The sequence below is a fragment of the Nodularia sp. LEGE 04288 genome, assembly GCF_963896525.1.
Classification (GTDB): domain Bacteria; phylum Cyanobacteriota; class Cyanobacteriia; order Cyanobacteriales; family Nostocaceae; genus Nodularia.
This window is the reverse complement of the sequence record NZ_CAWQOY010000156.1, coordinates 1-21,071: the sequence shown is the minus strand read 5'-3', so window position 1 is coordinate 21,071 and position 21,071 is coordinate 1. Positions and strand designations below refer to the sequence as shown.

General features: G+C 41.8%; 21 protein-coding genes. 12 read left to right on the top strand and 9 right to left on the bottom strand.

Features of this window, described 5'->3' with window-relative positions; genetic code table 11:
• Positions 1–39 precede the first annotated feature (39 nt).
• The 4 genes from AACX33_RS22790 to psbQ form a co-directional block, all read right to left on the bottom strand.
• Positions 40–816, bottom strand: a complete 777-nt coding sequence (locus AACX33_RS22790) for a LemA family protein (RefSeq protein ID WP_227789270.1) — start codon at positions 814–816, stop codon at positions 40–42.
• 2 nt (positions 817–818) lie between these two features.
• Entirely contained in the window at positions 819–2,021 is a 1,203-nt protein-coding gene (locus tag AACX33_RS22785) for a TPM domain-containing protein (protein WP_193997125.1), read from the bottom strand.
• Between the two features lie 81 nt (positions 2,022–2,102).
• Positions 2,103–3,323, bottom strand: coding sequence for a TPM domain-containing protein (locus tag AACX33_RS22780; RefSeq protein ID WP_193997124.1), 1,221 nt, complete (start codon positions 3,321–3,323; stop codon positions 2,103–2,105).
• 259 nt (positions 3,324–3,582) lie between these two features.
• Complete coding sequence (gene psbQ, locus AACX33_RS22775) at positions 3,583–4,041, bottom strand: photosystem II protein PsbQ (protein ID WP_193997123.1); 459 nt, start codon at positions 4,039–4,041, stop codon at positions 3,583–3,585.
• 370 nt (positions 4,042–4,411) lie between these two features.
• Here psbQ and AACX33_RS22770 point away from each other — a divergent pair, with 370 nt between their 5' ends.
• On the top strand, positions 4,412–4,840 hold the full coding sequence (locus tag AACX33_RS22770) for a hypothetical protein (RefSeq protein WP_193997122.1): 429 nt from the start codon (positions 4,412–4,414) through the stop codon (positions 4,838–4,840).
• Between the two features lie 119 nt (positions 4,841–4,959).
• Here AACX33_RS22770 and AACX33_RS22765 read toward each other — a convergent pair whose 3' ends face one another.
• Together AACX33_RS22765 and AACX33_RS22760 are read right to left on the bottom strand one after the other, a co-directional pair.
• The gene (locus tag AACX33_RS22765) at positions 4,960–6,384 is read right to left on the bottom strand and encodes a leucine-rich repeat domain-containing protein (RefSeq protein WP_227789269.1); all 1,425 of its coding nucleotides are present in this window, start codon (positions 6,382–6,384) and stop codon (positions 4,960–4,962) included.
• Positions 6,385–6,507: 123 nt separating this feature from the next.
• Positions 6,508–6,924: a thiol-disulfide oxidoreductase DCC family protein gene (locus AACX33_RS22760; protein ID WP_193997121.1), complete on the bottom strand. Its 417-nt coding sequence runs from the start codon at positions 6,922–6,924 to the stop codon at positions 6,508–6,510.
• A gap of 308 nt (positions 6,925–7,232) precedes the next feature.
• Between AACX33_RS22760 and dps the strand changes: the two genes are divergently transcribed.
• From dps to AACX33_RS22745, 3 genes are all read left to right on the top strand, one after another.
• Positions 7,233–7,799 carry a DNA starvation/stationary phase protection protein Dps gene (gene dps, locus AACX33_RS22755; RefSeq protein WP_193997120.1) on the top strand — a complete coding sequence of 189 codons (567 nt, stop codon included), beginning with the start codon at positions 7,233–7,235 and terminating at the stop codon, positions 7,797–7,799.
• A 185-nt stretch (positions 7,800–7,984) separates the two neighbouring features.
• Complete coding sequence (locus AACX33_RS22750) at positions 7,985–8,701, top strand: pirin family protein (RefSeq protein WP_193997119.1); 717 nt, start codon at positions 7,985–7,987, stop codon at positions 8,699–8,701.
• Between the two features lie 374 nt (positions 8,702–9,075).
• Entirely contained in the window at positions 9,076–9,576 is a 501-nt protein-coding gene (locus tag AACX33_RS22745) for a hypothetical protein (RefSeq protein ID WP_193997118.1), read from the top strand.
• A gap of 26 nt (positions 9,577–9,602) precedes the next feature.
• On the opposite strand, the gene AACX33_RS22740 is transcribed toward AACX33_RS22745, so the two are convergent.
• Positions 9,603–9,785, bottom strand: coding sequence for a hypothetical protein (locus AACX33_RS22740; RefSeq protein WP_193997117.1), 183 nt, complete (start codon positions 9,783–9,785; stop codon positions 9,603–9,605).
• Between the two features lie 52 nt (positions 9,786–9,837).
• Between AACX33_RS22740 and AACX33_RS22735 the strand changes: the two genes are divergently transcribed.
• From AACX33_RS22735 to AACX33_RS22705, 7 genes are all read left to right on the top strand, one after another.
• The gene (locus AACX33_RS22735) at positions 9,838–10,572 is read left to right on the top strand and encodes a class I SAM-dependent methyltransferase (protein WP_193997116.1); all 735 of its coding nucleotides are present in this window, start codon (positions 9,838–9,840) and stop codon (positions 10,570–10,572) included.
• A 123-nt stretch (positions 10,573–10,695) separates the two neighbouring features.
• Complete coding sequence (locus tag AACX33_RS22730) at positions 10,696–11,013, top strand: hypothetical protein (protein ID WP_193997115.1); 318 nt, start codon at positions 10,696–10,698, stop codon at positions 11,011–11,013.
• Between the two features lie 198 nt (positions 11,014–11,211).
• Positions 11,212–12,393, top strand: coding sequence for an AGE family epimerase/isomerase (locus AACX33_RS22725; RefSeq protein ID WP_193997114.1), 1,182 nt, complete (start codon positions 11,212–11,214; stop codon positions 12,391–12,393).
• A gap of 51 nt (positions 12,394–12,444) precedes the next feature.
• Positions 12,445–13,041, top strand: a complete 597-nt coding sequence (locus tag AACX33_RS22720) for a Uma2 family endonuclease (RefSeq protein WP_193997113.1) — start codon at positions 12,445–12,447, stop codon at positions 13,039–13,041.
• Positions 13,042–13,048: 7 nt separating this feature from the next.
• Positions 13,049–13,384 (top strand): element excision factor XisI family protein, encoded by a 336-nt coding sequence (locus tag AACX33_RS22715; RefSeq protein WP_193997112.1) that lies wholly within the window; start codon positions 13,049–13,051, stop codon positions 13,382–13,384.
• A 144-nt stretch (positions 13,385–13,528) separates the two neighbouring features.
• Positions 13,529–14,677 (top strand): phosphotransferase enzyme family protein, encoded by a 1,149-nt coding sequence (locus tag AACX33_RS22710; RefSeq protein WP_193997111.1) that lies wholly within the window; start codon positions 13,529–13,531, stop codon positions 14,675–14,677.
• Positions 14,674–15,213: a DOMON-like domain-containing protein gene (locus AACX33_RS22705; RefSeq protein WP_193997110.1), complete on the top strand. Its 540-nt coding sequence runs from the start codon at positions 14,674–14,676 to the stop codon at positions 15,211–15,213. Before AACX33_RS22710 ends, AACX33_RS22705 begins: the two co-directional genes overlap by 4 nt.
• A 211-nt stretch (positions 15,214–15,424) precedes the next feature.
• On the opposite strand, the gene AACX33_RS22700 is transcribed toward AACX33_RS22705, so the two are convergent.
• Positions 15,425–16,159: a phosphoadenylyl-sulfate reductase gene (locus AACX33_RS22700; RefSeq protein WP_193997109.1), complete on the bottom strand. Its 735-nt coding sequence runs from the start codon at positions 16,157–16,159 to the stop codon at positions 15,425–15,427.
• A gap of 158 nt (positions 16,160–16,317) precedes the next feature.
• Positions 16,318–20,496, bottom strand: coding sequence for a HEAT repeat domain-containing protein (locus tag AACX33_RS22695; protein WP_227789268.1), 4,179 nt, complete (start codon positions 20,494–20,496; stop codon positions 16,318–16,320).
• Between the two features lie 159 nt (positions 20,497–20,655).
• Between AACX33_RS22695 and AACX33_RS22690 the strand changes: the two genes are divergently transcribed.
• Positions 20,656–20,901, top strand: coding sequence for a hypothetical protein (locus tag AACX33_RS22690; RefSeq protein ID WP_193997105.1), 246 nt, complete (start codon positions 20,656–20,658; stop codon positions 20,899–20,901).
• The last annotated feature ends 170 nt before the right edge of the window (positions 20,902–21,071 follow it).

The following is a 21,071-nucleotide window of genomic DNA, read 5'->3' as shown; positions in this document are numbered from 1 at the left end:
TTTTTTCTCCAAGATGGCATTTTGCCAGAAGTTGATCAGTTATTGCGGTGGAATTTGGGGAAGATCAGTATTTGTCACTGGGAAAAATTCCTGCTTTTCAAAGCCAAAAATATTAGCTACCAGGGAGTTGGGAAAACTTTGAATTTTTTGATTATGAGCTTGTACTGCTTGGTTATAGCGCATCCGCTCAACAGCGAGGCGATTTTCAGTCCCCGTTAGCTCATACTGAAGATTAGTAAATAATTGGCTAGATTGCAATTGGGGATTAGCAACTGCATATTGACTAAAACGGTTAATTGCTTGATTAACTTGGACAACAGCATCAGCTTTTTGTTCAGGAGTGGCGGCTTGTAAATAAGCTTGACGCGATCGCACCAATAAAGCAACTAACTCTTGTTCTTGTTTGGCAAAAGCTTGTGTGACATTTACCAGACTGGGAATTACATCAGCACGTCGCTGGAGTTGATTTTCGACTTGCGCGCCGGCTGCATCCACTTTGTTATTGCTGCTTTGAATTGAGTTATAAGTCCAGCCAGTCCAAACAGCACATACTGCTACTATACCTGCGCCAATCATCAAGACTTGTTGACGAAATTTGGCTGACTGTTTTTCGGCTGCTTGTTTTTCCTGTTCTCGTTTTTTAACATCTTGAATTGCTTGCTGAATAAACTCCACAGGGATATCAACTTCCTTTCCTGCGGCTATTAACTCAGCAGAGGAGTAACCTTGAGTCTGTTCGGTATAATAGCGGGAAGCTAACTCCAACACCTCTGGCGCTACTTCTTCGGGAATCCTTTGTTCTTGATTGTTCATCATCTTTAGAAATCTCCACCAGCACCACCACCGCCGCTACTACCACCGCCAAAACCTCCACCACCACTATAACCACCACCACCATAACCACCACCACTGCTAGAAGAAGGAGGAGGTAAGCGGGGAATTGTTTTCTCGGTTTCCTGGTAATAATTACAATGGTGGCATTTATGCATCACCAGTTTTTTGCCCCCACGAGATCGAGTGGCTCGGTTGAGAATTTTATCAGTGCGAGTAACGGTATATTCTTTACAGTGAGGGCAGATGTCAAACTTATATAAAGTACTTTCCAGACCAATTAAATGAAATCCCCTACCAGTTGACTGCTGAGAGCAAGTGAGACATTGCCACCCCTCAAATTTGACACTACCTAACTTTAGTGCTGTTTGTTCCTTGACGTTGAGATGTGGTGCAACGCTTTTGAAATCTATGTTTTTCATGCGTTTCTTACACTCGATACAGCAAAAAACATAATAACCTTCTTTTCTTCTTGTCCTGTCTTCTGGATGTAAAAGAGTTCTCCGCGATCTTTCGTATATGAATCGGTTGAAAAAAAACAACCCTATGACTGATGCCTCTGTTATTCCTACCAAAAGTAAGAATACTAATAAATCCGATGAAACCCCAAAGCGATCAATAGTAGATTGAATGACTCTAGTAAATAATCCTGGGGGCTGAGAATCAGAACCTAAAACTACTATTAATGCTTTGGTTCCCGCCAGTGTCCCACCTGAGAAATCACCTTGTTTAAATCGCGGCGTAATTTTGCTATTGATTATGTTACCGACTTTGGCATCAGGTAAAATCGCCTCGACACCGTAACCAGTCTCAATTTCTACCCGGCGATCGCCTACTGAGATTAAGAATAATACACCATTATCTTCTCCTTGTTTCCCAATTCCCCAATGATTGAATAATTCCGTCGCAAAACTTTTGGGTGAAGGCGCTGGGGAAGTTGTGGGTACTGTGACTACAGCAATTTCTGTGCCATTTTTCGCCTCTAAATCAGCAATCATCTGATTAATTTGGGCTTTGGTATCCGCGCTGAGAATATCTGCCAGATCAGTTACCCAACCACCCGATACTTGTCGAGGATTCGGCACTTCTTCCACCTTTAAGGCGAGGCTAGACAACGGAGAAAGGACGATAGATGCTGAAAATATACCTAACAGAAAAATCCGCTTTGGTTTTAGGAAATTTAATTTCATCTTCTCCTCTCTCAGACATAATCTGTATTGACTCTTAATTAATGAATCAATTCATAAAGGAGGAATTACGGAAAATAATCGTTACCAACTCCCACCAGCACCGCCGCCACCGCTACTACCACCGCCAAAGCTGCCGCCACTACTACCACCGCCACTATAACCACCACCACTATAACCACCGCCACTATAACCACCGCCACCACTACCACCGCTAGATGGGGGAGGTAAAGGGGGAATTTTTTTCTCCATTTCGTGGTGATAAGTACAACAATGGCATTTATCGACAACCTGTTTGATTCCCGAAGTAAGTCGCGTGGGTCTTTCGATAACTTTCTCAGTGCGAATTATAGTCAATTCTTTACAATGGGGGCATTGTTGAAATCGAGATGAATTACTCTCAAGAGCAATTAAATTAAATCCCTTACCATTTGGTATTGGGCTACAATGGACACATTTCCACCCCTGAAATTTGACACTACGGATATTTTGTGCGGTTTTGTGCGGTTTTTTTAGATATGGCTCAATTATCGTTGCGTCTACTTTTTTCATCGGCCGTTGGCAATCACCACACAAAAAAAGGTAGGCGCGCTGTTTTTGACGTATATCCTCTTCTCGTACCAGGAACATTTTCTTAGGGATGAGCCGAGGGGATATAATCAGAAACATCACACTTCCTACTGCCAGTATTATATTCCCGGCTGTTTGAGCGAATACTCCCCAGTTCCAGCCATCGGCAGTAGTTTCTGTTGTAAATAGAGTAGCAGCTTGAGCCGGGTCAGAACCTAAAACCAATACCAGCGCTTTGGTTCCCGCCAGTGTCCCACCTGCAAAATCACCTTTTTTAAATTCTGGGATAATTTGGCTATTGATTATGTTGCCGACTCTGGCATCAGGTAATATCGCCTCAACACCGTAACCAGTTTCAATTTCTACCCGGCGATCGCCTACTGAAATTAAGAATAATACACCATTATCTTCTCCTTGTTTACCAATTCCCCAATGATTGAATAATTCGGTTGCAAAACTTTTGGGCGAAGTTGCTGGGGAAGTTGTGGGTACTGTGACCACAGCAATTTCTGTCCCTTTTTTAGCTTCTAAATCAGAAATCATCTGATTAATTTGGGCTTCTGTATCATCGCTGAGAATATCTGCCAGATCAGTTACCCAACCACCCGATACTTGTCGAGGATTCGGCACTTCTTCCACCTTTAAGGCGAGGCTAGACAACGGAGAAAAAACTATGGATGCTGAAAATATACCTAGAAAAAAAATCCGTTTTGGTTTGAGAAAATTTAATTTCATCTTCTCCTCTCTCAGACAAAAGTCTGGACTTACTCTCTATTAATTAATCAACTCATAGGCGAGGAATTACGGAAAAGTTGCCAAAACGCTGAATTTATAGTTCCCATAGGGTGCGGTCAGCATATACCGCCTTTTCCCAGATAATGCCCAAGAACGCCAAAAATTTGTGGAGTGTGCGTCAGTCATAAAATAAATTAGGGGCAGAGAGAAAAGTTAAAAAAGTTTCCCTCTACCCCTTGTAAGTGGTCGCCTAAGTTACTTATGCTTGCGAGTTTGTGTCAGGAAGCAGTTTAAAGAAATTATCAATGTCTTCGATAACTTCTTGGTAGTTACTCAAAGCAAGTTGGGTATCACTTGGTCCAGCCGCTTGATCGATTTTCACCAGGTGGTTAAGCAAATCTCGCGTTTTTTGCCGTGCTATGGGTTGGGTAGAAGGTAGGAGGTTGGGAATGATATAAGTCATGCTTGACCTAGCTTCTGTCATCGGGCCATGTATAAAATTGCTGACATCAATCCAATCCTGTGTTTTGATCAGGGTTTTCAGTTCTCCTGCGCGATCGCGCACAGCCTGAATTTTCGGAACGTATTCCCCAATTCGCTCCAGTTGAGTAGCTGTGTAAGTTGGAGGTGCAACTGTGACGCTAGGGCTACCACAACTAATGAGGAATGTAGCTAATAATACTAAAAGCAGAGAAAAAATCGAGCGGTGACGCGCCATAAACTGAATTTAATTTGTTTTGTGTATGCCAATTAACAGTGTAATTTTAGATCGCTGGGGTGATCTATGGTTCTAATTAACAAGGGATTTTTCGGAAAATTCTGGTTATTGGGGCTGATATTTTTGCTCATGGGCGTTGTTAGTGCGTATTTATGAAAAAATTAAGTATAATTACTCAAGATAACCAAGCTCAGTCTCAAAAGACTTAATCAGCAATTGTTGATCACCTTAATTGTGAGGAAAGCGTAATTTTAAATTTGCTAAATCTAAAAGGTATTGATAAGCTCCAAACACCAATATGATCAGCCTTCTGGCGGTTTTTCTGTCGTAACATTCCCCCTAGATCGGCAAAATATAGGAGTGTTTTTTCGTGAACGCATCTGAACAAGCAACAAACCTTGAACTCGCAAGCAAGATTGCTACGGTAGTGAATTTATTTAAATTCGAGTTTCCTGATGCTAAATCGGATCTCAAACCTTGGAAGAATGACCCAGAAACCAGGGAATTAATTGATCCAGATTCTATAGACATCGGCTTTCACTTTCCGGGAATCAGCAAATCTTGGCGCAGTCGCAGTATTTTGATTCAAATCCGCTTTTACCAAGATCCCATAAATCAGTCACGTCGTGCTATTGGTTTAGAAGTGGCTGGTTTTGACCATCGCGGTGAGGCTTGGCGATTGTCTACAGTGGATAACTGGAGTTTTGTCGGGATGTCTGAACCTTCGCCACAAGTCGGGGACAAACTCAAGCAGATTTGTCGGCACATTTTAGAGGTGTTTAATCAAGCCAGTGTTTAAATTTGTTTTAGAAAGTTCTCCCTAGCGCAGACAATTTCATGGGAGTGATGCGATCGCCAAACAACTCCTTCGGAGTATCGCACACAGCCTGAAAGGTGATAAATTCAAACCAATTGAACTTAATTAAAGGTACAGATCGACTCTGGTTCCACAGGACAGGTCTGGGGTGCAATCGGGTTATTCTTAATACCCAGAAGCTTTAAATTAGTCAGCGTCGATAATGGTTTGATATCGCTGATTTCATTGAAGTCGAGCGAGAGTTCGGTCAAATTAGTCAGCGCTGATAAAGTCTGGATATCCTTGATTTCATTGGAGTTAAGCGTAAGTTCAGTCAAATTAGTCAGCGCCGATAAAGGCTTGATATCGTTGATTTGATTGTCATCCAGCCAAAGTGTACTCAAATTAGTCAGCGCCGATAAAGGTTTGATATCGTTGATTTGATTGGAGTCGAGGGTGAGTGTAGTCAAATTAGTCAGCGCTGATAAAGGCTGGAGATCCCTGATTTGATTGGAGTCGAGCGAGAGTATAGTCAAATTAGTCAGCGCCGATAAAGGCTGGATAGCCCTGATTTGATTGTCATCCAGCCAGAGTGTAGTCAAATTAGTCAGCGCCGATAAAGGCTGGATAGCCCTGATTTGATTGGAGTCGAGGGTGAGATCAGTCAAATTAGTCAGCGCCGATAAAGGCTTGATATCGTTGATTTGATTGTCATCCATCCAGAGTGTAGTCAAATTAGTCAGCGCCGATAAAGGCTGGAGATTGCTGACTTTATTGGAGTCGAGGGTGAGATCAGTCAAATTAGTCAGCACCGATAAAGGCTGGAGATTGCTGACTTTATTGTCATTAAGCGAGAGTTCACTCAAATTAGTCAGCGCCGATAAAGGCTGGAGATCGCTGACTTTATTGTCATTAAGCGAGAGTTCAGTCAAATTAGTCAGCGCCGATAAAGGCTTGATATCGTTGATTTGATTAGACTGGAGCGTGAGTTCAGTCAAATTAGCCAGAGCCGATAAAGGTTGGATAGCCCTGAGTTGATTGTCATCCAGCCAGAGTGTAGTCAAATTAGTCAGCGCCGATAAAGGCTTGATATCGTTGATTTGATTGTCATCCAGCCAGAGTGTAGTCAAATTAGTCAGCGCCGATAAAGGCTGGAGATCGCTGATTTGATTGTTGATGAGCGTGAGTGTAGTCAAATTAGTCAGCGCCGATAAAGGCTGGAGATCGCTGATTTGATTGGAGTCGAGCGAGAGTATAGTCAAATTAGTTAGCGCCGATAAAGGCTGGAGATCGCTGATTTGATTGTCATCAAGGTCGATAACAGTCAGTTTGGTAAGCCTTTCGTTAGCCTGCGCGCAGTTTTGAGTATTAGCCTTTTCTAACAGGATCTCCACTGTATTTCTTGTTTCTGGAGATAACGTTGATTGCTGCTGACACCAATCGCTAAAGCTTTTAGCATTTACAGACCGAGCTATAGCAGTCTTTGTGTATGATGGCAAGTTAAAACTAATTATCAAACCAATTATTAAGGACAATTTGATTTTCATGAATTACTTTAATGTTTTGGGGTAGGACAAAAAAACTTGCAAATAAGAAAACCCGAAATTACTTCAGAGCAGGAGAAAGTGGAAGTGGGAGAATTGATTTCCCAGAAACCCCAAAAGCTCTAATTATTCGTAATTTTCTGGGTTGCAGCTACCATCGGCACAATAAACTGATTGATAAGTACTTCCACGCTTGCCAAAAAGAGTATAGCGGTTGTCGCGGATTTGTTCATAGAAGCGATCGCCTACCCACTTCATCCCAGGTAACGTCCGATAAGCTTCCACAAATAGACTTCCCATCGGCAATAACCGCCGAATTTCCTCAGCAGCCTCACTACCTTGCCAACGTCTGGAAGGTGCATTAGCATCAATTAAAATCATCCCCTGTTCGCAATCTTGGGGTGTAACTCCCCACTGTCTCAGTGTTTGCTTATCTTGCATCGGGGTGTAGCGAAACAGATTTCCTTGGTCTAGGTTTTCCAGCAACTGGACTAGGGTGACGCAGAGATTGCAGTTTCCGTCGTAGATCAAGTGGTAATTCATGAAATTGGTCTTTCTTTAGGTATAGTATAAAATTTACAATACCCTGACAAAAATAGTCAAATTAAACTGTCTTTCGTCTATAATTTTTTGTAATTAAATAATCTGCGCTTGCCTTTGTTAGTAGGAAATTAACCGCTATCAAGAACCATTATATTTGAGTGCTTTAATTGAGAATTTTTGGCTAATAATAAAGATTATAAATAAAGATAATAATTCATTTAGACATTAATGCCATCTGGCCAGAGGGAGTTACAAAAACTTATCGACTATCTGTAGACTGTTTGTGTCGCTCCCATTGAAGTAGAATCGTGACTAACAACAACACACTTACATCTCGTCTGTACCCTACCCGCATTGATATTCCTGCTGAAGTGCGAGTGCAAATCGTGGTAATTCTCAATCAGACCTTAGCAGCTACTTCGGATTTAAAAACCCAAGCCAAGCAAGCCCACTGGAACGTTAAGGGTACTGACTTCTTTCAGCTGCATGAATTATTTGATGAACTGGCGGGGGAATTAGAACAGTATGTTGATATGGTCGCGGAACGTGTCACCGCTTTAGGTGGTTATGCTTTAGGAACAGCGCGCGCTGCGGCGAGTAATTCCATTTTGCCAGAATATCCCTTCGATATTTTAGAAGGTAAAGATCATGTCGCAGCTTTGGCAGATCGCTTTGCAGCCTATGGCAAACATATCAGAGATGCGATCGCTAAAACCGATGACTTAGGCGATGCTGATACAGCCGACCTCTACACCGAAATTTCCCGCACCATTGACAAACGACTCTGGTTCTTAGATGCTCATCTGCAAGTAGCAGAAATCAAGGGTGAGAATGGTAAAGCGGGTACGACTCAAAAAACAGCCGTTCTCAGATAAGCATTTTTGTTTTCCAGCCCAATAGTATCTTTTTGGTAAGTACGTCACTTTTAAGTGCGTACTTTTCATTTTATCTGTATGTATTCTATTATTTAGATAGTTCAAAATTCTACAAATTAAACAATCAAAACCAGTAAAAATATTGTTGTTTTGATTAAAAAAATTCATAGCAACGAGGTAATCTGATGTCTCAAAACACAATTAACTATTTAATTCATGATAGAAACGCTCGTGGTCATGCTGAGTTTGGCTGGCTCGATAGTTATCATACATTTTCCTTTGGTAGTTTTTACGATCGCGATCGCATGGGATTTCGTACTCTGCGGGTAATCAACGATGACCGCATCGCCCCTGGTGGTGGATTTCCGCGCCACAGTCACCGCGATATGGAAATTCTCACCTATGTCCTATCAGGTGCAGTTGAGCATAAAGACAGCTTGGGTACTGGTTCCATAATTCGTCCTGGTGATGCACAGATAATGAGTGCGGGAACTGGAATCGCTCACAGTGAATTTAATCCTTCGCAAACTGAGCCACTGCACTTGCTGCAAATTTGGATTTTACCAGACAAGCAAGGAATAGCACCCAGATATGAACAAAAATCATTTCCTCTCGAAGAAAAGCGCGGTCAACTACGCTTAATTGCGGCTAAAGATGGGCGTGATGGTGCGGTAACAATTCACCAAGATGTTGATTTGTATGCGTCTATTTTAGAGGCTGGTGATGTTGTGAATTATCAAGTTAAACCTGATCGTTATGCGTGGTTACAAATAGCTCAAGGTGTCGCAACTTTGAATGGTGAGGAACTCAGAGCCGGTGATGGTGTGCAAATTAGTGGTGAAGAAAAACTGCAAATCAGTACCGACATTAGCACAGAGTTTTTACTTTTTGATTTGGGTTAATCAAGTTTAGGGATTAAGGATTTCCCAAAAATTGTCCAAAATTGTAGGGTGGGTTAGCGACAGCGTAACCCACCATTATCTATTAAACTACACAAAGACAAACTTGAGTAATTTGCTATATTTCAATCTTTATTTATAAACAAAAATTAAGTCTAAACTATTTAAGCAATTTCATAGTAAATCTTGGTTTCTTTTCAAAGTCGCGCAAATGTTGGGTTTCTTTCCTCAACCCAACCTACGTAAACGTTGACTGTTAGGCTTGAATGAACTATATTGGGATTTAATTAATATTAAATTTATTTTAGAAATTTTATGAACTATCTGCCATGAAATAAGTGTTTAGAGCAATTTAAGCTTTTTCATGAGATGTGTGTATGTCAATCAATAAAAATAATAATTTTAAAATAATTCTTCAAACTTGGAATTTAGAAAATAAAGGGTGGCACAATCCTTTAAATATTAAATCCTGTGGATTCAGCACTTCAAAATCATGGATAAATAATAATAAAAATTGGGGATTAGTTTTTTGCATTGTAAAAGGTAAAAGAGAATCTTACTATAGAAATGGGTTTTCTAACTGTGAGCAACTTCCATTGACAAATAAGAATATTTATATACTTTGGCAAAGTTTTCGTATTGGCGAAGTAGAGCTTTGTGGAGGTGGAAACGATAGCTTTTATTATGTACACCCAAAAGAAGGCACATCTACAATATTTGACGAATACGCCATTATTTTAGATCAAATTCCAGGCTTTGAAATCTTTGAACGCAAATATATGAGAACTGGAATGACAAACATAGCCAATGATGAAACAGGTATAACGAGAGAATTGCTCAGATTAAGTAAAGAATTACCTTTGTATCCTGGTTTTTAATATGCAATTATATTGGTTTGGAGTTTTTAAGTTTTCTTAACTTCAATTTTTGCTTGAGTTTCTGCTTTATTTACGGCAACAGTTTTATTGGGCTGATACAATTGTTGCCGGGAAAGTTTCGAGTAAACACTATAACAGCCTTGAGAAACGCTAAACTGCAAGATATCTTCAAAAGGCTTAATTTTTCCTGACCAATCCCCAGTCTCCATTTAGCTACACTAGAAATTAACCTAAAAATATTCTAGGAGCAGCAGAGACAGAATGTCTAAAAAGCGGAATTCACCAGACCCAATTGAGCTTTTTCCCTCCCAAACTCCCCATAACTCAGAAAACTGGCAGGAGAGAGTGGCGCAGGTGGGGTATCGCTTTAACCGACAGTATCAAAAGCAAGACTTAGAATTACCAGCAGAAGTACAGGAAATGCCCATCTATCAAGAATGGGTGACTGGTCTGTTGTCTGGGAAAATTGCCTCTCCATTTTGGGAAATTGCTCAACCGAAAAAAAACCAGCACTGTTTGGATATTGGCTGTGGTGTTAGCTTTTTAATCTATCCTTGGCGGGATTGGTTGGCATACTTTTATGGTCAAGAAATTAGCACCGTGGCACGGGATACCCTCAATTCTCGTGGTTCGCAATTGAATTCTAAGCTGTTCAAAGGTGTGGAGTTGGGGCCAGCCCATCAATTAAACTACTCCGCAGACCAGTTTGATTTAGCGATCGCCACAGGATTTAGCTGCTATTTTCCCCTAAAATACTGGAGTGCTGTCTTAGCAGAAGTCAAGCGCGTCTTGAAACCAGATGGACATTTTGTGTTTGACATCCTCAATCCAGAACATCCCTTAGCAGAAGATTGGGCAGTTTTGGAAACATATCTGGGTGCTGAAGTATTTCTAGAACCTGTGGCTGAGTGGGAAAAAATGCTCAAAGCTAATGGTGCAAAAGTAGTGGCGAAACAATCAGGAGAATTAGTTGATTTATATAAAGTCAAGTTTTAACAAATTCTCTAACTTTGAGAACATAACTCTAGGCTGAGGACTTAAGTATTGATCTTGAGAAGAATGAGGTCAGGTAGTAATCCATTGTGGATTATTGAGATCCACTCAACACAGGAGTTTCTTATGGCTGATGCAACCCGAAACGTTGACATAGACAGCACCATCTCTGCCTTGCAAAGAGACCTCACATCCATCCCTACCGATCAGGCGATCGCTATTATCAATACTTGGCAACAACAACTCTCAGGAACTGACCTGGCTGAAGACTTGGGGGAACTGAAAGAGGCGATCGCCAGTGGCGATACTGCATCCATTGCGGAAATTCTGGTCGATTTGGGCGAAGACACTCAAAACGCAGCTGCTAACGCTACTGGTGATGTAGCAACAAAGGTGCAACGACTGGGAGAAATGCTATCTCAAGCGGGTAATTCTTTGGAGTAATTTTTAATCTCCCACTGCCTAACCGGGTTAATAATAATTGTAAAGAAACCTCACCGCGCCTTTGACTTTGATCAAAGTCTTCCCTCTTCTTATTAAGGAGAGGGCTTGGGGGTGAGGTTCTATATTTTATTAAATCCGCATTCCTAAATTATTAGTCGTAACTGATAATAATTAAGTTATTAGTTTTGGCAGAAATGTATGGAGTACGACTTTAAAACCCTGGCTGCACTTTATAAACACGCCCTCCTCAATGACGTACTTCCATTTTGGGAAAAAAACTCACTCGATTGGCAGCATGGCGGTTATTTTACCTGTCTTGACCGTGAGGGTCAGGTCTACGACACAGACAAATTTATCTGGTTGCAAAATCGCCAAATCTGGACTTTTTCTATGCTGTACAACCAGCTAGAAAAGCGGGAAACATGGTTAAAAATTGCTAAAAATGGGGCTGATTTTCTCGCCCAACATGGCAGAGATGCCGAAGGTAATTGGTATTTTTCCCTCACTCGTGAAGGTCAGCCACTAGTAGAACCTTACAATATATTTTCTGATTGCTTTGCCGCGATGGCATTTAGCCAATATGCCTTGGCTTCTGGAGAAGATTGGGCGAAGGACGTAGCAATGCAAGCTTACAATAATGTTTTGCGCCGCAAAGATCATCCTAAAGGTAAATATAATAAGACCTATCCCGGTACACGCCCGATGAAATCCTTGGCTGTACCGATGATTTTAGCCAATCTCACCCTAGAAATGGAATGGCTGCTACCCAGTGAAACCCTTGAAAATGTCCTGGCTAGCACTGTTCAAGAAGTAATGACGGATTTTCTCGACCAAGAACGGGGGCTGATGTATGAAAATGTCGCCCCTGATGGTTCCCACATTGATTGCTTTGAAGGGCGGTTAATTAATCCTGGTCATGGTATCGAAGCCATGTGGTTTATTATGGATATCGCCAACCGCACAAAGGATACTCAGACGATTAATCAAGCCGTTGATGTGGTGCTAAATATCCTCAATTTTGCCTGGGATAGTGAGTACGGCGGATTATATTACTTTATGGATGCAAATGGTCATCCTCCCCAGCAATTGGAATGGGATCAGAAATTGTGGTGGGTGCATTTAGAATCTTTAGTCGCATTAGCGATCGCTTATCGTTTGACTGGGCGTGATGTCTGTTGGGAATGGTATCAAAAAATGCACGATTATACTTGGTCACACTTTGCCGATCCAGAATATGGCGAGTGGTTCGGTTATCTCAATCGCCGTGGGGAAGTATTGTTAAATCTCAAAGGTGGTAAATGGAAGGGCTGTTTTCATGTACCCCGTGCATTATATCTTTGCTGGCAGCAGTTTGAGGCGTTGGCTTTAAAGTCAGTTTAATTTCTGCTGGGAAGCTAAAGTAAAAACAGACCGATTCTGCATAAATTTGTTATGAATGTCGTCAAACCTAAGCGATTCACTATAGACGAGTATCATCGGCTGATTGAACTTGGTTTACTTACGGAAGGCGAGCGCATTGAATTGATTAGAGGAGAACTGATGCAAATGACGGCAAAAGGCAGAGTGCATACAGTGTGTAGTTCTATCTTATGTCGCCAACTGGATCGGTTATTAGGCGATCTCGCAGTCATCCGTGGACAAGATCCCATTACCCTATCCAATCAAAGTGAACCTGAGCCTGATATCGTCATTGCTAGAGGCAAAGATGAGGATTATTTGGTTCATCATCCCTATCCTGAAGACATTCTGTTAGTTATCGAAATTTCTGATTCTACATTGACCTATGACCAAACAAAAAAGCTATCTCTATATGCAGAAGCCGGAATTATTGATTATTGGATTGTAAATTTGCCCGCTCGTCAACTGGAGCGATACAATCAACCTTATCAAAATGCTCAAAAGAATTTTAGCTATCTCAGCCAGCAGATTTCTCTATCTCACCAATCAGTCCCAATTCCTGGATTTGCAGATGTTTTATTGGATTTGAGTCGGATTTTTCCAGAGGATGCAACCGTTCATTTGAGGTGATTATGCGGTGGATAAAGTAGCAAAATATCAGGAATGTATTAAAACACTACTGACTCGTTATGCTAGTAATGATGTTTCAGATCAGGGCGTAGAAGTTCAACTCATCTTAGATACTGAGCATAACCATTATCAGTGGATGAATGTGGGTTGGCAGGAATTTAATCGTGTTTATCGATGCGTTATGCATTTGGACATTAAAGATGGCAAAATTTGGCTTCAGCAGAATTTAACTGATCAGAATCCGGCTGAGGAATTAGTTGAAATGGGAGTACCAAGAGAAGATATTGTCTTGGGTTTGCAACCTCCCTTCAAACGGCAGTACACAGATTATGGTGTTGCTTGAAACTTTGTGCGTTAGCGTAGCTGACCGTAGGTTTCGCCTGCAAAACTTGCAACAATTTAATACTGACCTGTAGTGAAACTTAGGCTACTATATCCCCTATTGCCTTTGTGCAGTGTCTGTGGGGAGTAGTGCAGGTCAATGAACATGACAACAGAGATCACTTTAATTGCTATAGCCGAACAATTCACGTCTCAAGGCCAGGTTACGGGTATTCAATCGTTAGGAAATGGTAATATTAATGACACTTTTCTGGTAACTCTGGATTCTTCAGAGAGAAAGCATTTTGTGCTGCAACGCATCAATACCCAGGTGTTTCGGCAGCCAGAACTGGTAATGCAGAATATGCAGATTTTAACAGATCATGTTTGCGTTCGGCAGAGCCGTGCCAAAGGCAATCGGCAAAGCCGCGCCGGAGGCGATCGCCTAAAACTTACCTCAGCCAATCGCCGCTGGGAGGTTCCCCGTGTGTTGTTAACTCAGGATACTCAAAATCTCTGGATAGACGAGAATAATGGCTACTGGCGGGCTATCAGCTTCGTGGAAAACGCCCAATCATTCGACACTTTGCCAGATATTTCATACGCTTCAGAAATTGGCTATGCCTTGGGAATGTTCCACAATCTGATCAGTGATTTACCCCCGGCAAAACTCGCTGATACTTTACCAGGATTTCATATTACACCAGTTTATCTTCAACAGTACGAGGACATACTGAAGAAAGCTGCCCCGCACACATCCCCAGAGGTTAATTATTGCTTACAATTTGTCACCGCTCACACCAGCTTTGCAAATATCTTAGAAGATGCCAAAGCTACAGGCAAACTACCGTTACGCCTCATGCACGGCGATCCTAAAATAAATAACGTCATGTTTGACATTGCTACACACAAAGCAATTAGCATCATCGACCTCGACACCGTAAAGCCTGGACTAGTACATTACGACATTGGCGACTGTTTGCGATCGGGTTGCAATCCGATGGGAGAAGAAACAGAAGAGTGGGAAAAGGTTTATTTTGATACAGATTTATGTCAGGGAATCTTACAGGGTTATCTTGATGTTGCTCAAGCTTTTCTGACCGAGAATGACTATAGCTACATTTATGCGGCGATTCGTCTGATTACCTTTGAGTTAGGGCTGAGATTTTTGACTGACTATTTAGCTGGGGATGTCTACTTCAAAGTTAAGTATCCAGAACACAACTTAGCCAGGGCGTTAGTTCAGTTTAAGCTGACTGAAAGTATCGAATCTCAAGAAACCAAGATTCGCCAAATTATCCAAGATTTGAAATGACAAATCAGACATTTTCCCTAAAACCTTTTCCCTCTGAGGAATCTCTACCTAATTTGCAAATTACAGGTAGTATTGCTCGATTTGCAGATAAACTTAGCCTCAGCTACCACCTGAGCGGTGATTTAACACAAGTCGTTATTCCCCCGATATCAGATACACCAGTGCGATCGCATCAACTATGGGAAAATACTTGTTTTGAGTTTTTTATTGGTATCAAAGATTCTGCACAGTATTGGGAGTTTAACCTTTCCCCTGCCGGACATTGGAATGTTTATCATTTTGATGGATACCGTCAAGGAATGCAAGAGGAAACAGCTTTTAATATCCTCCCTTTTACTGTCCAGAAAGAATCGGATAGTTTAACACTGGTTTTGGATGTGGATTTGGGTAAAATCGCGGCGATAGAAGCAGAAGTTGAGGTTGCAATTACTACGGTAATTAAAGATAAAGCAAGTAATGTTACTTACTGGGCGTTAGTTCATTCAGGAGTAGAGGCTGATTTTCATCTGCGAGATAGTTTTATTATTGAGTTGTGAAAAGTATAGGAAATATTACGTTAAGTGGTCGTCTATTTTGTTGATAATTAGCTCAAACTAAAAAAATGTAATACCCAGAATATCCAGATCCCCGACTTCTCTAAGAAGTCGGGGATCTATATCAACGTTTTATGTTTAAGTGCTTTAGTTAAACGCTATGTTCGCCATTATCCAGTATTGTAGGAATCAGATAGCGATCGCACACTTTCAACTATTTTTCTAAATTCCCAGCGTGTAAACCGCACTCTTTCATTGTGGATTCTTCCCACCACCAGCGGCCTTCGCGTTCATGCTGGCTAGGTAACACAGGTCGAGTGCAAGGTTCGCAACCAATGCTGACAAAACCGCGTTCGTGCAACTTATTGTAAGGCACATTGAAAGCGCGGATGTATTCCCACACCCGTGTAGAAGACCAGTTTGCTAAGGGGTTAAATTTAATTAACTGATGGTCTGGGGTAGAAAAAGCAGTATCAACTTCAATTACAGGAATATGGTTGCGGGTACTAGGGCTTTGGTCTTTGCGCTGTCCGGTAATCCAAGCATCAAGGGTATTGAGTTTGCGGCGTAATGGTCTGACCTTGCGAACTCCGCAGCATTCCTTGTGACCATCTTGATAGAAACTAAACAAGCCCTTTTCTTCGACTAAAGCTTGGACTTCCGCAGCATCTGGGAATTGAACTTCTAATTTAATCCCATAATGTTCTCTCACCTGATCCAATAACTGATAAGTTTCTGGGTGCAAGCGTCCGGTGTCCAGTGTGAAAACACGGAAATCTTTAGTAATTTTTGAGGCGATATCAATCAGGACAACATCCTCAGCACCACTAAAGGAAATCGAGAGATTGTTAAAAGTCTCCAAGGCAAATTTAATAATTTCCCTGGGTGAACTTTGACTATATTCTGCTTCTAAGGCGGGAATATTTAAATTTGTTTGGGCGGCTACCATGTCTGTTCTCCTCTGGCTCACCCTAGATTTTACCAAATAGACGTGAGTTCAACCGAACTAAAAAACGGCAGCAGGAAGTCCATTGCAGTATTGAGTTGCAGAGATAATGCGATCGCTATAAATGAAGAAACTTGGCATATCTCTTGGCTAAGGCTGAATTAACTTTGCAGACTCCGCAGCCTATTTAAAATATCATCGCTGGTTTGGTCGCCGATGACACAAATGGTATTGTCAAATCTGCTGATGTCGTTGAGGATGCGATCGCTTAATTCTGGTGATTGTGAACCCATACCTTGATAAAACACTAAAACCACACGTTTGTCAGTTTCTAGCAAATCCCAATAAGTTTGAAGTTCCGTCATTGTCGTTGGTGTGCCATCTTCGCACTTCGGACAGCCAGCTTTGACGATTTCAGTGTAAATTTTAGATGCTGGGTGATTGGGGTCAATAAATTTGCTAGTGTCGATGCAGATGAGGTGGATGGTTTGACTGAGTAGGCGATCGCTGTTAATGGCAGCTTGCAGGTTTTGGGGTGTAAAAGTCTGGCTAGGCGAATCTAAATTTTCTGAGTCTTCCCCAGCGTGCCATGCTTGATAAAAATCTTGATAAGTCATATTTTGGGCGCAGTTCCATAAGAGGGAGTAATATTCCTGGAAGTTGTCAAAATTACTTTTATAAATTTCATCTGATAAACAATTCTTCAACACAGTGACAAGACTTGCCATGTGTTCTTTTGTCAAAATTCGCCCTAAGCTAGATGCCGCATAGTATTTGCTAGAGTCATCCACATTGGATCTGGCGAGCAAGTTCACCAAGGCATCAATGGCTGTTTTATTGCCAGAGCCAATTTCCCCTAAGCTAAATGCCGCTTCGCGTTTGGTAGAGTCATCCACATTGGAGTCGGCAATTAACTTCACCAAGGCATCAATGGCTGTTTTGTTGTCAGAGCCAATTTTCCCTAAGCTAAATACCGCGAGGCGTTTGGTAGCGTTATTCACATTGGAGTCGGTAATTAACTTCACCAAGGCATCAATGGCTGTTTGGTTGCCTGGGTCAACTTGCCCTAACCTAGATGCCGCGAGGCGTTTGGTAGCGTTATTCACATTGGAGTCGGTAATTAACTTCACCAAGGCATCAATGGCTGTTTGGTTGCCTGGGTCAACTTGCCCTAAGCTAAATGCCGCGAGGCGTTTGGTAGAGTTATTCACATTGGAGTCGGTAATTAACTTCACCAAGGCATCAATTGCTGTTTGGTTGCCTGGGTCAATTTCCCCTAAGCTAGATGCCGCGAGGCGTTTGGTAGAGTTATTCACATTGGAGTCGGTAATTAACTTCACCAAGGCATCAATTGCTGTTTGGTTGCCTGGGTCAATTTCCCCTAAGCTAAATGCCGCGAGGCGTTTGGTATGGTTATCCACATTGGAGTCGGCGATTAACTTCACCAAGGCATCAATGGCTGTTTGGTTGCCAGAGCCAATTTTCCCTAAGCTAGATGCCGCTAGGCATCTAGTATCGTAATCCACATTGGAGTCGGCGATTAACTTCACCAAGGCATCAATGGCTGTTTGGTTGCCTGGGTCAATTTCCCCTAAGCTAGATGCCGCGAGGCGTTTGGTAGAGTTATTCACATTGGAGTCGGCGATTAACTTCACCAAGGCATCAATGGCTGTTTGGTTGCCAGAGCCAATTTGCCCTAAGCTAGATGCCGCGAGGCGTTCGGTATCGTCGGTATCCACATTGGAGTCGATTAACTTCACCAAGGCATCAATGGCTGTTTGGTTGCCAGAGCCAATTTGCCCTAAGCTAGATGCCGCGAGGCGTTTGGTAGAGTCATCCACATTGGAGTCGGCGATTAACTTCACCAAGGCATCAATGGCTGTTTGGTTGCCAGAGCCAATTTGCCCTAAGCTAGATGCCGCGAGGCGTTTGGTAAAGTCATCCACATTGGAGTCGGTAATTAACTTCACCAAGGCATCAATGGCTGTTTGGTTGCCTGGGTCAATTTGCCCTAAGCTAGATGCCGCGAGGCATTTGGTAGAGTTATTCACATTGGAGTCGGCGATTAACTTCACCAAGGCATCAATGGCTGTTTGGTTGCCTGGGTCAATTTGCCCTAAGCTAGATGCCGCTAGGCGTTTGGTAGATTTATTCACATTGGAGTCGGCGATGAAGTTCACCAAGGCAACAATGGCTGTTGCGCGTTCTGTTTGTGGGAGTGCTGCTTTTGCTCCGTTTGCTATTGGGTAAATAAATGTCACCCATTGCTGTTTCGCAATATCGAACTGACCAAAGCCCCATATAAGGATTTGTTCAACTATTTCCTTTGCTTGGGAATATTTAAACTCTGTAATACCCGCAGCAGCAATAAAATAAGCTCTAAATTCATAATATCCATGTCTTACTTGATGGATATTGCTCCAATCTCCACATTGATCATCAAATTCCACCAACGCTTTAATAAATGCCTCTTTCTCTCTGGCCTCTACATTTTCTCTTCCCAACCACAGCAAAATTACTTCTTTCCACTGCGGTTCAAAAATGTGGTAAACACCTTGCGTAGGATTGTTGGGAATATGATTAAAAAACTCGCGCCAATTATTAACCTGTAACGCTGCAAAGTATTCCTGAAAGTTGGCATGAAAGAAAGCATAAACTTCTTCATCTGTTCCCGCTAACCTGTCTACTAAATTCAACCAACCGACATCACAAGCTAGTTTAAACAGCTTTTCACCCATTTCTTGCCGTGCTAAACTCCGCTTCAAGCGAAATCTAGCCGCACTATTAATACCTGCAAAAGCCAATTTACTTAAAGCATTATGTAATTCATACTTCAAATCATTAGAGTTATTCAGTTCAGTAATTTGTTCAGGTTTCCACTCATAGAAATAGTCGGTAAATCTCTCATAAAGCGCGGCTTTAGTTTCTGGTAATTCTCCTTGCTTGTCCAGATGGAAAGTTTGACACAACAGCGCCAACCGCAAAGGATTTGTTACCAATTTACAGATTTTTTCATATTTAAATTCTTTTAATTTCGCCTTGAGTTCTTCACCACGCTGTTGCTTTTCAGCACAAGTAAACCATTGCTGAATGAAGTCGTCAATTTGCACTGGTTTAAACTCTTGGGTTTTATAGATGTCAAAACCTGTAAGTGTATTATTAACATTGGTATCCCAAACATTTAACCGACAAGTCAGCACCACCCGCACCTCTATGGGCAATTCTTTGAGTGCTTGATTAATTTTGGTTAATGCTTGGATGGGAGAAATTTCACCCATTTCATCTACACCATCTAACAGCAGCCAAACCCCTCCTTTGCGAAAACGTTCGATTAACTGATGTTCAATTTCTGGAGTGACGACAACTTCAACTAATTTCATGGCTTGAGTCAGCCAGATTTTGAGTAAATAGTCTTCAATAGTCTTTCCTTGCAAGTTAGCAAGAGATATAAAGATAGGTAAATCTTCAGATTTGTCTTTTTTAATAAAAGAGGCGATATTACTTAATAAAGTTGTCTTACCTGCACCTGGTTCTCCAATAATGGCAATATGCTTGTGATTTCCGGCTGGTTTTTGTCCAATCACTTCTTGAAGAAAGTTGTCATGTTCATAAGTTTTGACAATGACTTCTTTATCTAATGCATAGGGATTTTCTTGTTCTCGCTGTTCGTGTTCACTTCGGCGTTGCTGCTGTTTGCGTTCCACCAGTCCTAAAGGAACATAAACATTGACTTCAAAACCTGTCTCTGTGGCTTTGTGTCTGAGTTGTGCATCTTCTAAGTTTTTGTGGCAAATATCGCGCCAGTCAATGCTTGTATCTGTGATTGGGGTAGTCTGAGAAGTTGCTTTTGTCTTGGGGTGTTCGTTCCACTTCTGCTTCACCACCTGCAAATTCTCTTCCTTTGATGCAGTTTGATGTTTCAGCGTCAGCGTAAATTTCCAATAACCTTGATTCTTTCTGGTATTTCTGCCATCTTCGTTCAACAGTCCCAATTCTCTGAGACTGTCGAGAAAATACTGCACTTCCTGCAATTGTTTTTCTGGCTGACTGCTACCAGATTCTTTTTGGCGCTGAGGCAGTTTTAAGGTTTTACCTACCGTTGTCAGAAGGTTGAGTAAGTTTTCCTTCTTTGTGCCAACTTCAACTGTTCTAGCTATTTTTCCTCGTGTCGATTTAGTTTCGTATCCTGTAACGCGCAGTTTATCAGCTTCCCACTGAACAGAAAGCGGGGGTTTTGGTTGTAAGTTTTCAGGTTGCTGTTCAGACAGTTGCATTAAAGCTTCCACCAAAATCAGCACATTCTCCAAAAGCGATTCATCCCAACGAATATTCCTTGGCATTTATAAAGACAATCTTAAGAAACTAGCATTACCCAAACAAATAAGTTTCCCCAAGCTGCAAACCTAAGTGATACAAGCATTATAGACATTGCATGGGTAACGTGTATGGGGAAATACCCAAAAAAATAATTCACCTAGTCAACCACATAGGTGAATCAAATGTCAGCTAAGAAATCTACTTCCCGCCGCAATCAAAAATTAATCGCTGTGTTGCTGAGTTTAAAAGTTCTACTAGCTGGTATCCAAGCCACAGACCGCATTCAACAAGGTGACTCGGTGACAGAAACGCTGATTTGGCTAATTAGCCAGTGCATCCCCGTACTGCAACAGATTAGCCGCCAGGAGGATGAAGAGAAAGAAGGCGATCGCCTACGCCCGGCTGGAAGCAATTCTACCAAAGAATAAGCTCAATTCCAAATTGCAAATAGCGATCGCGCAATGCCTGTCCAGTTGAGCAAATTCATATCTGGCGGGCTTTTTGCTTTTCTTTAACCGTCGAACTATAGCCTTTCCTCATCACATCAGCTATATCATAGCCCCCTCCTCGCTTGCGGGGAGGGGGTTGGGGGTGGGGT

Bases quoted from the DNA above. Each gene is read 5' to 3' on its own strand.
- AACX33_RS22790 (WP_227789270.1), bottom strand. From the start codon at position 816: ATGATGAACAATCAAGAACAAAGGATTCCCGAAGAAGTAGCGCCAGAG.
- AACX33_RS22785 (WP_193997125.1), bottom strand. From the start codon at position 2,021: ATGAAATTAAATTTCCTAAAACCAAAGCGGATTTTTCTGTTAGGTATA.
- AACX33_RS22780 (WP_193997124.1), bottom strand. From the start codon at position 3,323: ATGAAATTAAATTTTCTCAAACCAAAACGGATTTTTTTTCTAGGTATA.
- psbQ (WP_193997123.1), bottom strand. From the start codon at position 4,041: ATGGCGCGTCACCGCTCGATTTTTTCTCTGCTTTTAGTATTATTAGCT.
- AACX33_RS22765 (WP_227789269.1), bottom strand. From the start codon at position 6,384: ATGAAAATCAAATTGTCCTTAATAATTGGTTTGATAATTAGTTTTAAC.
- AACX33_RS22760 (WP_193997121.1), bottom strand. From the start codon at position 6,924: ATGAATTACCACTTGATCTACGACGGAAACTGCAATCTCTGCGTCACC.
- AACX33_RS22750 (WP_193997119.1), top strand. From the start codon at position 7,985: ATGTCTCAAAACACAATTAACTATTTAATTCATGATAGAAACGCTCGT.
- AACX33_RS22745 (WP_193997118.1), top strand. From the start codon at position 9,076: ATGTCAATCAATAAAAATAATAATTTTAAAATAATTCTTCAAACTTGG.
- AACX33_RS22740 (WP_193997117.1), bottom strand. From the start codon at position 9,785: ATGGAGACTGGGGATTGGTCAGGAAAAATTAAGCCTTTTGAAGATATC.
- AACX33_RS22735 (WP_193997116.1), top strand. From the start codon at position 9,838: ATGTCTAAAAAGCGGAATTCACCAGACCCAATTGAGCTTTTTCCCTCC.
- AACX33_RS22730 (WP_193997115.1), top strand. From the start codon at position 10,696: ATGGCTGATGCAACCCGAAACGTTGACATAGACAGCACCATCTCTGCC.
- AACX33_RS22725 (WP_193997114.1), top strand. From the start codon at position 11,212: ATGGAGTACGACTTTAAAACCCTGGCTGCACTTTATAAACACGCCCTC.
- AACX33_RS22720 (WP_193997113.1), top strand. From the start codon at position 12,445: ATGAATGTCGTCAAACCTAAGCGATTCACTATAGACGAGTATCATCGG.
- AACX33_RS22710 (WP_193997111.1), top strand. From the start codon at position 13,529: ATGACAACAGAGATCACTTTAATTGCTATAGCCGAACAATTCACGTCT.
- AACX33_RS22705 (WP_193997110.1), top strand. From the start codon at position 14,674: ATGACAAATCAGACATTTTCCCTAAAACCTTTTCCCTCTGAGGAATCT.
- AACX33_RS22700 (WP_193997109.1), bottom strand. From the start codon at position 16,159: ATGGTAGCCGCCCAAACAAATTTAAATATTCCCGCCTTAGAAGCAGAA.
- AACX33_RS22695 (WP_227789268.1), bottom strand. From the start codon at position 20,496: ATGCCAAGGAATATTCGTTGGGATGAATCGCTTTTGGAGAATGTGCTG.
- AACX33_RS22690 (WP_193997105.1), top strand. From the start codon at position 20,656: ATGTCAGCTAAGAAATCTACTTCCCGCCGCAATCAAAAATTAATCGCT.